Source organism: Bacteroides nordii (assembly GCF_019930665.1).
In the GTDB taxonomy this organism is placed as follows: Bacteria; Bacteroidota; Bacteroidia; order Bacteroidales; family Bacteroidaceae; genus Bacteroides; species Bacteroides nordii.
In genome coordinates this window covers 1,372,771-1,385,373 of the sequence record NZ_CP082886.1, presented here as the reverse complement: position 1 = coordinate 1,385,373, position 12,603 = coordinate 1,372,771, and the positions used below count along the sequence as shown (strand labels likewise).

The 12,603-nt window shown below is 46.0% G+C and carries 9 protein-coding genes; all 9 read right to left on the bottom strand.

Going from position 1 to position 12,603, the window contains the following annotated elements; genetic code table 11:
* Window positions 1–148 precede the first annotated feature (148 nt).
* The 9 genes from K8P02_RS05330 to K8P02_RS05290 all read right to left on the bottom strand — a co-directional run bounded on the left by K8P02_RS05330 (window position 149) and on the right by K8P02_RS05290 (window position 12,495).
* Window positions 149–2,209, bottom strand: a complete 2,061-nt coding sequence (locus K8P02_RS05330; RefSeq protein WP_025867921.1) for a GDSL-type esterase/lipase family protein — start codon at window positions 2,207–2,209, stop codon at window positions 149–151.
* Window positions 2,206–2,871: a GDSL-type esterase/lipase family protein gene (locus K8P02_RS05325; protein ID WP_025867920.1), complete on the bottom strand. Its 666-nt coding sequence runs from the start codon at window positions 2,869–2,871 to the stop codon at window positions 2,206–2,208. The genes K8P02_RS05330 and K8P02_RS05325 overlap by 4 nt, the downstream gene beginning before the upstream one ends.
* Window positions 2,872–2,891: 20 nt before the next feature.
* Complete coding sequence (locus K8P02_RS05320; RefSeq protein WP_195350731.1) at window positions 2,892–4,055, bottom strand: cyclically-permuted mutarotase family protein; 1,164 nt, start codon at window positions 4,053–4,055, stop codon at window positions 2,892–2,894.
* A 191-nt stretch (window positions 4,056–4,246) separates the two neighbouring features.
* A complete protein-coding gene (locus K8P02_RS05315) occupies window positions 4,247–5,002 on the bottom strand; it encodes a creatininase family protein (RefSeq protein ID WP_025867919.1) in 756 nt (251 codons plus the stop codon).
* A 37-nt stretch (window positions 5,003–5,039) separates the two neighbouring features.
* Window positions 5,040–7,052 (bottom strand): family 20 glycosylhydrolase, encoded by a 2,013-nt coding sequence (locus K8P02_RS05310; protein WP_007485051.1) that lies wholly within the window; start codon window positions 7,050–7,052, stop codon window positions 5,040–5,042.
* The gene (locus tag K8P02_RS05305; RefSeq protein ID WP_085929645.1) at window positions 7,049–8,683 is read right to left on the bottom strand and encodes a sialidase family protein; all 1,635 of its coding nucleotides are present in this window, start codon (window positions 8,681–8,683) and stop codon (window positions 7,049–7,051) included. The genes K8P02_RS05310 and K8P02_RS05305 overlap by 4 nt, the downstream gene beginning before the upstream one ends.
* A gap of 100 nt (window positions 8,684–8,783) precedes the next feature.
* Entirely contained in the window at window positions 8,784–10,019 is a 1,236-nt protein-coding gene (locus K8P02_RS05300; RefSeq protein WP_007485049.1) for an MFS transporter, read from the bottom strand.
* Between the two features lie 369 nt (window positions 10,020–10,388).
* Complete coding sequence (locus K8P02_RS05295; protein ID WP_007485047.1) at window positions 10,389–11,567, bottom strand: AGE family epimerase/isomerase; 1,179 nt, start codon at window positions 11,565–11,567, stop codon at window positions 10,389–10,391.
* A gap of 10 nt (window positions 11,568–11,577) precedes the next feature.
* Window positions 11,578–12,495, bottom strand: a complete 918-nt coding sequence (locus K8P02_RS05290) for a dihydrodipicolinate synthase family protein (protein WP_007485045.1) — start codon at window positions 12,493–12,495, stop codon at window positions 11,578–11,580.
* Window positions 12,496–12,603: the final 108 nt, after the last annotated feature.

The following is a 12,603-nucleotide window of genomic DNA, read 5'->3' as shown; positions in this document are numbered from 1 at the left end:
GTAATGAGTTTTCTTCCGGCTTCCGGAATATCACAGAACAGAGCCTATGAAATCAGCAGCAAAAAGACGCTATATGAACAGCATACAGGCAACGCCTTGCCTGTAAAAGGGTATTCGGAGATGTTATACAGCAGGTATTTCCTCTCTCTTAATAAGATCGGAAAGTAGAAGCCGGCAGCCCCTGAGCATTCACCAGATTGGCACGGGTGAAAGGTTGCCAGCCATAACGCACATAACGGGGATGCTTCACCTGATCGCTATATACTTTTATCCGATCGCCAACGATCTCGGCTTTGGCCGGATAGAAGAGCCCTTCGGTTTCTGCCACTTCAAAAGTCCGCAACACTTTGCCATCCGAAGAAGACATTCCATCGGCAAAATCAAACGAAACATAAGCAGCCCCTTTGCGGAACTCTGCACTGCGGAACAAGGGTCCGGAAGGTACAACCGCTTTCATGCCATACGTACGGTTCAATGCCTGACGTGCCAGACGCTCGCCCACCGGTTTCTTATTCTTAGGATGTACATCCAGCGAATCACCCTGATCGCTCGAAACAGCCATACCCGTATAAGATACCTCCTTCAGCAACCTGCGCTGGCTATCGCGAAACCACGGCCACGAAGGACGGTCCATGGAAGAGAGCTGTACGTAGTAAAACGGAAGTTCCGGATTTTCCCAATTCTTGCGCCAGCTATCTACAAGCAGGTGGAACAGCTTCTCGTGCGTCTCGTAATCGGGAGCATTGGATTCTCCCTGATACCAGATCACTCCTTTCACCGGAAATCTATCCAACGGGAGGATGCCGGACTCATACAGATAACATGGTTCATAGGGGTGACGCTGAAACTTATTCGTCGATTTCTTAACATTCAGCGTAGCGCGTGCGCGTATCCAGTTTTGCGGATCATTCTTCGTCCAATTGCGAAACATGATAGGAAGGTGAAACTCCAATGCATGCCTGCTCACCCACGCTTCTGTGGGCGAACCACCAATTGCATTGCAAATCAAACCAACGGGTACATGCAGGCTATCCTGCAACATCTTCCCGAAATAGTATGCCACAGCAGAAAAATCAGCAGCACTGGCCGACGTACAAACCGTCCATTGGCTATCTTTATAATACTGCAAATGGTTTAGAGAATCGAGTACGGACTCCTCCCACTCTACTGGATTGGTACGCCAACGGGCTTTCATATCCAGCAAACGAATGTTATTATTGTCACTTTGAGGAATATCCATCCGGGCCGTAGAGGCTTCTTTCAACATAAACTCCATATTGGACTGCCCCGAACAAAGCCATACTTCTCCTACCAACACGTTGGAAAAGTGTAACCGGGTCTTTCCGGCAGCAACAGCAAGTGTATGAGGGCCTCCCGCCTGCATGGGTTTCAGACGCACGCACCACTGTCCGTCAGATCCGGTTTTAGCCCGTTGCTTTTGTCCGGCAATGCTTACCGTTACTTCCTCTCCGGCATTGGCAATACCCCGCACTTCCAACGGACAATCACGTTGTAATACCATGTTATCACTGTATACCTGCGGCAGACGAAGGCCACCATAATCACCGGTTATGGCCGAGCAAACCGTTTGTGCCAGAATCCCTGCTCCTTCGGCAGTGGGATGTACCGCATCCGGAAGCATAAAGGGATAAGGATAAAGGGGAGTATGAAAGTCTATCAGTTGTGCCCCGGCAAACTCGGCCACCCTTTCAATGGCCTGTTGTATCTGTTCGTGCCAGTCGCGCGTGCCCGACTCAAAACGGGAGTGACGGTTGGTTATGGGAGTCATTCGCGCCACCAGGATACGCGCCTTCGGATTGGCTACACGGAAAGAGTCGATCAGCGCCAGATAGTCTCTGACGAAATAATCACGATAATTGGGCCAGTCGCGCGGATCAGTATCATTGATGCCCAGATGGATCACAACAACATCTCCCGCAAAGGTCAATGCCCGCTGAAATTCCTTCTGTTCGATATAGGGACGATGCCCTTTATTCAGCAATGTAGCTCCTGATTTACCAAAATTTCCTACCACATACCCCTCTCCCAACATCCGTTGCAGCTGGACAGGATACGCATCCCGTTCCCGGTTTTCAATCCCGGCTCCATACGTAATGCTGTTTCCTATACAAGCCACCCTTACCGGCGTTTGGGCTACGGCAACCAGGCTACAAAGAACCAGCAAATAACTCAGTACTATCTTTCTCATTTTCCGTTAACATAAGGTTTAACAATCTCCACCCATTTCAGATAACCTTTACCCAACAGGTGTAATCCGTCATTCGTATCATCCATATTCATTTTCCCCGTTACCGGATCAACAAAATGAGCGTAAAGGTCGATATACGTAAGCCCCCTCTCCGTAGCCAGCCGGAGTATCCCTTTGTTGATCTTCTCTACTTCTTCCCAACGGGAAGTGTGGCCCTTAAACAGTCCATAATGATCGGTCACCGGGAGTACACTTTGCAGATATAACTTCGTTCGGGGCGAATCTGCCTTTATTTTAGAGGCAATCATGCCGATGCGCTGCACAATGGTGTCTGCCGGAGTGCCCCGGCTTACATCATTGATACCGATCAGCAAAAAGATCTTTGCAGGTTTCCCTTTCAGAACCGCATCCAGACGATCATACACTCCCATGCAGACATCCCCACTAATCCCTCTGTTCTTGACATGCTTATTGCCAAGCAACTCGGCCCACTCCGCTCCGTTTGTGATACTGTTTCCCAGAAAAATAATATCCTTCGAGGTGACGGGTAACTCTTCAAACAAAGTAGCCCGCTGATAATAAAACGTTGAGTATTTCCGCTCCTGGGCATTGCCTGCAACAGATACAAGCAATAGCACAATAAAAATCCACTTGTTCTTCATAAATTATTCCTTCTTAATGTTCATTCAATTACGATCTTGCAAATTTGTGCTGTACGAATGCCGGGCTTTGTCTCACCACCTATAACGAAGACTTCTTGTTGCCTTCCTGCCAAAGCAGCACCGGCACGTGCCAGACCGGAAGATTGTCCCCATTCATCCCAGCCGTTCCGGTGGATATCATATACCATCAAGCGGTTGTTAAAGCGATACCAGCTTACGGGTTGCGTCAGATAATTTTCTTTAGTAACCCGGCTATAACTTCCGCTGATTGCATCCAGAAAAATCTCTTTATTCACTCCGCCTACACAAAGAATAAGACTGTCCGAGCAGGCTATGGAGGCCCCTCCCGTCAAAGTAAGAAGTTCGCCTGTGGCCGGGACCACAGGTGCCGATACGGGTTCCCATGTTTTCGACGCCGGAAGATACCGATAGCCATCCGTAGCAACCGTGGCCTCCTGATTCTCTCCTAAGGAAGGTGAAAAGCCTCCCCAAATGTAGAGCGCATCCTCCTGAGCAGTACAAACCGGTTGCACACGTGGAGCTCCGGGCAAGGCTGGCTCTTCCTTCCAGCCCTCAACAGGATTCTCCATGCTCAAAGAGAACAGAGAAGCAGAGGGAACACCTGCTTTGTTACCCCCGAACACATAAAGAACATTCCCAAGAACAGCGCCTGCCATATTATCTAAAGCAAAAGGTAACGCGGGCAATGTGTCAAGAATAGCAGCGTCGCCTGTGGCATTCAATGACAAAGAGTAGGTAGTAGAAAGCCCGCCTGCGGAATGATTGCCACCTACAAAGATTAGTTTATGAGGCAGTGAAAGCGTTACTCCATAGGCAGCCTCAACGGGGAGTTCACCTATTTGGGTCCATGTCAATGTAGAGTCGTTGGCGGGCAGGCCCCTATATATGCCTTTATAAAAACGTTTTTCACCTCCCTCGGAAGCAGGTATATCAGGGAAATTACAACCGCCTGCAATGATTAGATCGTCGTTTATAAAACCGGCATAGCATGCCGACACTCCCAGAGAGTATCCGGGTTCATAATCCGGAAAACCGGAGATATGCTCTATACGTATGGCACAAGAGGCGGCCTCCTGCCCGGAAGAGGAGGTACATGCCGGAAGTAGACCGCCCGTGATTACAGTGGCGATCAGTGACAGGACTATGAGGGAGGACTTTTTCATAATATATAAATCATGGAAGATTTTACCACAGAGTAACACTGAGTTAAATCTTTATTGAAACGCAGATAAACGCAAATTTTCGCAAAGGGAAACAAATAGATGATAAAGAACTACAGGCTTTTAATCTACATTAATCCGCGTTAATCCGCGTTTCAATAAAGATTTAACTCAGTGTTACTCTGTGGTAAAACTCAGTATATATCTCCTTTCGCCAATTCCCCCAACAACTGCGCATACTTTTCTACCACAGCCCCGGCGTATCTTTTACCCTTTTCTGCCGTAGCCAGCCGGGGATCTCCGATACCTGTATCCTCAGATACTTTCTGCCAGTTTCGCGGAATCCATGCAACCTTTTCTTGCAGTGAACTTATGGCAAATGGTTTGTATTTACCCTCACCGGCTTCTTCCAGATTAACCAACTCCGGGTGATAATGCATCATCACAGAAGTTTCCACCTCGTCGGCATGGTCGCCTGGCCGATCGAAGTACTCCCTTGCCGGAAGCACCGCAAACCACTCGCTGCAAGCTATCAGGAAGTCCGGGTAATCAACAGATAAGTCGCGAATCATATTCTTGAAATTATTCCCGCCATGTCCATTGATAATCACCATTTTGCGAATGCCCTGTGTATGGAGTGAAGCCACGATATCCGTAAGAATTGCCCTCTGAGTCTCATACCGGGCATGTATGCAGAAGGGCAGCTCGCGCTGTCCCGGATTTTGTGACCCCATAGTTACAGGAGGCATCACCATACAGCGCACACCATACAACTCTTTACTGCGCTCTGCCGCATCAACGGCAATGGCGTGTGCCAGGATACAATCTGTCAAATAAGGCAGATGCAGATTGTGCGGTTCGGTAGCTCCCCAGGGAAGCAGTACCAAATCATAAACTAACTCTCTCGTTTTCCCGTAGCATGATACGGACAAGTCAATTTCTTTATTCATCGTCATCCTTTTTTATCTGAATTCAATAGATACAAAATCATTTTAGTTTTTTCTCCGGCGAGTAAATCAACCCGTCTACTGCATGTTCGCCATCAAGCGTGACAAAAACAGTTGTAAACATCCACTTCACCAGACGGACCTGAGGAGTCGTAAATTTCCCTACCGGAAGTTTCAGCAGCACCTTATTCCACCCCTTATTCAAGTGTACCTTCAAAGGAGGGCGGGCTGTAAAGTTTTCATTACCCAAAGGCGTTTCATTATCCGGCTTTGTGTGGGTAGCCGTCCACACAGGAGGAAGTATTTCACTATCGTTCAGCCAGATGCGGCTCCCTTTATAATCCCACTTTCCGGCTGGAGGAGGTAAGTCTTTCTCCGAACGTCCGTAGTTCTGAAACTCCACCCACAACCCCACATCCTGTGCTTTGGGCGAATATACCCATGTATAGGCATATGCCGTATGGTTTTCTGCCGGCTCTTTATAGAAAGAGGGGACCAGCGTACCCCATACATGACGCAGATAGATACCCGCACCGATAGCCTGCCGCACATTATACGCTTTGCCATCATATATATACTGATCTTTGAGTCCGGCTTCGGGTGGAAATGCCTGTTCCGGATTTCCTCCATTGGGAAAAGCATCCGTAATGTTCCACTTCACATTTGTCTGCTTCACATAAGCAAAGGGATATCCTTTGAAATGATGCTCTTTGTGCCACAACATTCTTTCTTCAAAATCAGCAAAGCTCTTAAACTCCTCCGAGTCTTCACCCGGAAGAACTGTACCGTTCCGGTCGAAATATTCGGAGCCTCCCCCTCTCCACGAACGCTCGGCAAAAGCCAGCATGTTAGGATAAAAGGCATTCTCTCTGATCACATTCTCCTCGGGCACTACTACCCTATCCTGCCACACTGCCATGATAGCCCCGGCTATATCATCACTACCCTGAGGCTGATTGTAAATGCGACTGTTATACAAAGCTATTATATCGGCAAATACGTCAAAATGATTCAGGTAGTGGAACCTTGAATCAATGGCAGGAATACCTTCCTGCGCCTTTCCGCGGTAGCTCCAGAGGTGGGTCATATCTATTTCTCCCGGTTTGTAGTGCCAGCCCGGATTCCAGGAAATCACTTTCTTGCCTTTTGCCCGGATATAGGCTACCATCTCCGGCGCAAATTGCGGATTGGTAAAGGCTACCTCATCCGTGCCGATATGCAGGTAAGGTACCTCAAAAACATCACAGACCTCATCCATCAGCAGTTTAAGAATTTTCATTCCCGCTTCGCTCTGCATATCGTGCCGAAAGGCCCGTACAAAGGCGGCACTATGCCCCGGCATATCAAACTCCGGTATCAGCAATACCTGACGCTGTTTACAGTACCGAACCAACTCTTTGGCTTCTTCCTGCGTATAAAACTTGCCCGGCATGCGCGTCACATTACAACTGTCATTCAATACCGGAAAGAGCTTGCTCTCAAGCCTCCATGCCTGGTTCTCTGTCAGATGCCAGTGAAACACATTGATTTTATAACGAGAAAGCATGTCGATCTCCCGCTTCAATTCGTCCATAGAAATATAGCCTCTGCCTACATCCTGCATGAATCCCCGTACCCGAAAAGCAGGCCAGTCTACAATCTCACATCCCCGAACAAAGGTCTTTCCTCTCCGGTGCTGCAACAATTGGTTCAATGTTTGTAATCCCCAATAAGCTCCTTGTTCGGTGATAGCCTCAACCCTGATCTTGTTTCTGTGTACCGTCAGGCGATATGCTTCATTTTCATTCAAGGGTATCCCCTCCAGTTTCTCAACCAACCGGATTTCAATTACAGAAGAGGCGCACTCATCGGCAGTCCCTCCCGCTTCGGTCACCCATGCTTCCAGTTGCGGAACAAGTACGGAAGAGACGAGCCTCACCCGTTTCATATCAAACTGCTCACCGCTCAGTTTCACTTGCTGCGGCTCTGGCAGGAAATGAATCTCACCTGCCCGGACTGTAGGAAATGTACAAAGCAACAGGAGAAATGCAACGCTATATACAATGTGCCTCATTTCACTATATCTTTTATTTTAATCTGCTGAAATGTCATATGCGCCACACTGCTCTCATACAAAATGCCAATCGTTTCATTGTCCACCAACGTAAGACAGGAATATCCCCAACCATCGGCCTCGTCTATCAACAACTGATGTTCAGGCAACCAGGTTACGCCTCCATCCAGACTGGCTTTTATAGTGATATGGTTTCTTCCCTTCGTTGTATCAGGATTGGAGAAGAACAAAAGATCTCTGCCAAGCACATTGTCCTTTGCCTCTACTTTTATCAGACTTGCCATACACACTGGCTCACGCAAAGCACTCCGCGAAGAAATATGTTCTGTCCACGTTTCGCCTAAATCCCTGGTTATAGATACTGCACGACTTCCACCCCGGTTATCGCGCATGTTCAGCATCAATACACCAGGCTCTACTTCCGCCACTTGTGCCTCGGTGGTATTGGTACGGGCATAGTTATGTATTTTCCAGGTTTGTCCCCGGTCCTTACTGTACATAATACCGGCATTGGGTATACGTGTGGCATCAATAAACTGAATAGGAAACACCAGCGTACCGTCTTGCATAGTGATGCCACGCCCCGGTCCTTGCAGCAGGAAATACCAGGAAGGATCTTTCACCTGCTCCGTGATGTTGATCGGAGCCGACCACGTCTTTCCATCGTCAGTACTCTTTGTCATCATCAATTGCGCCGTATGATTCATATCCATTCCCGGATGCGAACTCACCCACGCCCGTTGATTGCCCATGCCGTGCGTCCATGCAGCAACAATCCATATTGTATTGGTCTTTGTATCTACCAGAATAGACGGGTCTCCTACCCCATTCTGTGCAGCAGGCAGTCCTCCATATTCTCCGAATGCCAGTGGCAAACGCATTTTTTCCCATGTCTTTCCACCATCCGTACTCCGGCTTAAACCTACATCGACGCGCTCCTGCAAATCAACACTACTATTATAACGCACGTCATACACTCCCAACAGCGTACCTTTGTTGGTAGTCACCAGTCCCGGAATACGGAATGCGGCCGACTGATCATCTCCGGCATGACGCACGCCTACCCCCATGCGGTGTTCTGTTTCTTTTGGAGATACAATATCTATAAGTGCTTGTTTACCATCCACTGTCACAGAGGCGATACTCGCCGTAACCTTAGCGGCCAGCGGAGTGGAAGGCTTCATCTGCAAGCTGACCCAGAAATAATTGACACCTGGAAACAGATCTTGGCTGCCCTTCAATGTTACTTCGGCATTAGGATTACTCACTTCGGCTTTTTTGATTGAATAAGACGGATTGGCAGCCAGCGTATTTCCCACAGCATGGCTGGAAATGTATTCAACCGGTGCAAAACGGTTCTTATGCTCATTCTGCAACGCCTCTGTACCGCTATAATAAAGTTTCACCGATTGAATATCTGAAAGCCTTGTTCCTTTGTCAAATTTCAAAACCACATTATTCAGTTTTTTGCTCTCTTGTGCATTCAGGCGCAGATAGAACAGAACGTTGTCTTGTCTTTCGATCAAGACAGGGATACGCGCTTCCTTAACGAATATAGTATCTGCTGCATAAAGTACAGGTGTAGTACATAAAAAGCAGAAAAGGAGAAACATAAGAGGGGTATTTTTCATGGTAATGATTAAAATTGTATGAATATTATTGAGGACAAAGATACTATTTTTCATTTTATTAGGATATGGAAATAATTAAGTTATTTAGCATATATAAAGTCTATTCCATATTATCTGTTTTAGGCCGCAAAAAATAGAGTTGCAACGCCAATGCTATCAGAACAACAACGCTAAGCCATGCAAAACCCAATCCCAGATTGCCACCATCGGTCCAGCGTCCCAACAAACTGGTAACTGCTGCTCCGGCAAATACACCAGTCATATTCATTATACCATAAGCCGTGGCTCTATATTTAGTTGACACAAACTGGCACAGAATAGGCATGTTGTTCGCATCGAAAATGCCATAGCCCACACCAAACAGCAAACCTGCTCCCACGATGCCTGCTGTATTGTGGCCAAATCCCAACAACATCAGCGCCGGAATTGTAAGTCCCAATCCGATAGCACCGGTATAAACTCTACCACGGATATTCTTCAATACCCATCTATCCGAAAGAACACCCCCAAGCAATACACCGACGAAAGAAGACAAAGCAATCGTAATAGTTGACATTGGTCCCGCTTCGGCCATCGGAATATTCAAATTTTCGGCAAACAATGTAGGCAGCCAGTTCTTTGTAGCCCATCCCGGAAGGCTCGGTGCGGCAAAATAGAACAATATTACCCAAAATGCAATGTTACTGAACAGCAAAGAAAGGCCTTTGAATACAGATGATTTCTGCTTCGGCTCCTCTCTGCGCAAGCGTTCAATCTCAATATGCTCTTTATTCTCATGTAAGAACAACACCAGAATCAAAGCATAGATAATGCCGATAATACCAAACCAATGAAAAGCAGTATGCCAGGAGTATGCCGCTGCCACCGTAGCACCGAAGCCACCGATAGCCTGCCCTGTGTAAAGCCCCGTCATGTGTATACCTACTGCCAATGACCGGGATTTATCCTGATGCCAGTCGGCAATCAGTGAAAGCCCTGCGGGAATATAAAGTGCTTCACTAACTCCCATCAAAGCACGCAACCAATATACCTGACTGAACGTTTCGGCATATCCCATACCAAAAGTGACAGCAGACCATACGAAAAGACTCCCTACAATTAACCACTTTCTATTCAACCTGTCGGCAATCATACCGGCTACGGGGCTCATAAATCCGTATATCCAAAGAAACACAGCCATCAAACGGCCGAAATTAGTAGCTGATTGTAGTTCTGCAATATCCAGTTGCATGGCGTCTTTCATTGTCGAAAGCATCTGACGATCCATGTAATTGAGTAATGCCACTCCCCAAAGAAGAGCTACCACAATCCATGGATAAATTTTTGAGTTTTTCATAATATGTAGTTCTTTTTATTTATTATTGCGTACTTCCTGCTACGGTTTATACTTGTCTCTAAAACAAGTATCTCTCTCATCAACCGCAAATATAAGAATATACTTTCTCTTTCAAACCTCACTATTCAGTGAGGTTATCTATTGATAGTCAACACATTCAGAAGTACTATTCTTTATATTATAAAAGTACGTATTTAATGGAGTGTTAAATGTACACTTTTACTATACAAGAGTGTACACTTTCATACTACAAAAGTACGTACTTTTACAAAGGAAGAATCCGATCTTTAACATCTACGTTAATAATGTTAATAGAAAATGCCATTAAAAACCATAAACAATTCGTATGGCAATATATATATTGTTGTTTTAAGGTAGTAATTCCTGGCAAAGTACATAGCTCTTCGTTAACATCCGGGGGATGTGGAAAGGACCTTTGAAAATGTTACCTTTTGCCGGTTGTGAGACTGTTCCGTTGCGATGAAGATATCCATACCACTCGCCAAAGTCGCTATCAGGAAAATGAGCGTATGTCCAATCACTGATTTGCTGATGCATAGCAAGATATTTTTCATCTTTTGTTGCCTGGTAAGCGTAGAGTGTAGCGATAATAGCTTCCGTCTGCGGCCACCAGAATTTCATATCATGTGCGTAATCCTGTGGGGGCAGGTTACGACAATCGCGGAAGTTGATGATACCACCGTGTTCTTTATCCCATCCCCACTCCCAAGACCAGTCGAGAATGGTAAGAGCCATGTCAGTAAGCTGTTTATCCCAATTACGGTACTTGGCTTCTTCAAGGATAAACCAGGAGGTTTCAATACAATGGCCCGGGTTGATGATACGTCCGTTTATGGTATCAATAAATTCACCATTAGTACCCACTGTCTCCAGTAATGCTTTAAACTCCGGATGCATAAAGTCCTTTTTCAGCAAAGCAATAGAGTCATCAATTTGCTGGTCGAGTATGGGATCGGCTATGGCAGCCCGAATGCGCGAAGCTGTATTTATAAGGATCATAACAATCGAATGCCCCTTTGTATGCACCGTTTCACAATATTTTGGCTCCAGAATGCCGGGAGTCCGAAGAAAGCGCTGAATGTCTTTAAATAAGTTTAAAGCCTTTTCTGCATAAGCCCTTTCGCCCGAAGCAATCGCATACTCCGCCATCGCAATGGCTGCAAAGGTTTCGGAGAATACATAACGGCGTTTACGAATGGGCTCTCCGGATGCTGTAACTTCAAAAAACATGCGCCCATCCGAATCAAAACAGTGATGTTCTATGAAATCAAGTGTGCTCTTTGCCGCAGCCAGCCAGTCGAGATTCTGCTCAATATGATTGTATGCATAACTGCATGTAAAAGCAAAACGCCCCTGAAACCAAACGGATTTGGTAGTGTCTATCAGCGAACCATCACGATTTAAACAAGTATATATACCTCCATTCCGGCGGTCCAGACCATGCTTCAACCAAAAAGGCATAATATTATCCAGCATGTCAGCCTTGTACGAGGCTGACCATGTCTGTAGGTATTCAGTTACATTCATAAAAGTAAATTTAAAATTTATTGCAACGCTCAAAGAAGTGAATGGCCTCTAACTCAGCTTTCAAACGTGCTTCTTCTTCATCAGTCATATTCTGGAACGGAGTACGGTTCTTGCCAAGATCCAGACCTATCAATTTCATTATTCTTTTACCACCAACAATATTGCCCCGATAGTGACAAATCACATTGATAACCTCTTGAGAGAAGTTCTGAAGTTCGCGTGCTTTCTCCAAGTCACCTGCATTCCATGCGTCGATAATACCAACCAGGTTGCAACCATTGTAATTGGTAGTACCACCAATTCCTCCCTGAGCACCTCCCATAGCCAGACAAGGAAGAATCGTTTCATCCTGTCCATGTAACATATCAAATTTACCGTTCTTGTAAAGACGACATTGGTTATACTCATACAAACTCTCGTACGTATACTTAATACCTGCAAAGTTGGGGATACGTCCGTCTACCGCTTCAAGGAAAGTTACCATAGACAGAAAGGCGCCGTTAAAAGCAGGAATATGATAAAAGTAGAAAGGCAGATTGGGGGCACCACAAGCAATCTCTTCACAATATTTCACCAACTCTTCTACGCGACCTACCTTAGGAAAAGGAGGAGCCATTGCACCAATTCCCCATGCACCTATCTTTTGTGCATGTTCTGCCAGACGCCGGCTCGACTTCACACAAGTACTGCCCACATGAACAATCACTTTGAAGCCTTCGGGAGCTACTTCAATCCAACGTTCGGCCAGCTTCATGCGTTCTTCTTCCGTCAGCATATAGCCTTCGCCGGAAGAACCGTTGATAAAAACACCTTTCAAACCATTCTTTGCTAACATAGCGGCATAGGCTGCAATCGGCTCATAATTTACTTCCCCATCCTCATAAAAAGGAGTAAAAGGGGCATCAATCAATCCAATAATCTTTTCCATAAGTATACAGTTTTCATATATCAAACAATTTATTTAAACATTCATGCTGCAAATATAAAAACTTCTTAATTAACAGCAAGCATATTTCTAAATTATTTTATTATTATA

Bases quoted from the DNA above. Each gene is read 5' to 3' on its own strand.
- K8P02_RS05330 (WP_025867921.1), bottom strand. From the start codon at position 2,209: ATGAGAAAGATAGTACTGAGTTATTTGCTGGTTCTTTGTAGCCTGGTT.
- K8P02_RS05325 (WP_025867920.1), bottom strand. From the start codon at position 2,871: ATGAAGAACAAGTGGATTTTTATTGTGCTATTGCTTGTATCTGTTGCA.
- K8P02_RS05320 (WP_195350731.1), bottom strand. From the start codon at position 4,055: ATGAAAAAGTCCTCCCTCATAGTCCTGTCACTGATCGCCACTGTAATC.
- K8P02_RS05315 (WP_025867919.1), bottom strand. From the start codon at position 5,002: ATGAATAAAGAAATTGACTTGTCCGTATCATGCTACGGGAAAACGAGA.
- K8P02_RS05310 (WP_007485051.1), bottom strand. From the start codon at position 7,052: ATGAGGCACATTGTATATAGCGTTGCATTTCTCCTGTTGCTTTGTACA.
- K8P02_RS05305 (WP_085929645.1), bottom strand. From the start codon at position 8,683: ATGAAAAATACCCCTCTTATGTTTCTCCTTTTCTGCTTTTTATGTACT.
- K8P02_RS05300 (WP_007485049.1), bottom strand. From the start codon at position 10,019: ATGAAAAACTCAAAAATTTATCCATGGATTGTGGTAGCTCTTCTTTGG.
- K8P02_RS05295 (WP_007485047.1), bottom strand. From the start codon at position 11,567: ATGAATGTAACTGAATACCTACAGACATGGTCAGCCTCGTACAAGGCT.
- K8P02_RS05290 (WP_007485045.1), bottom strand. From the start codon at position 12,495: ATGGAAAAGATTATTGGATTGATTGATGCCCCTTTTACTCCTTTTTAT.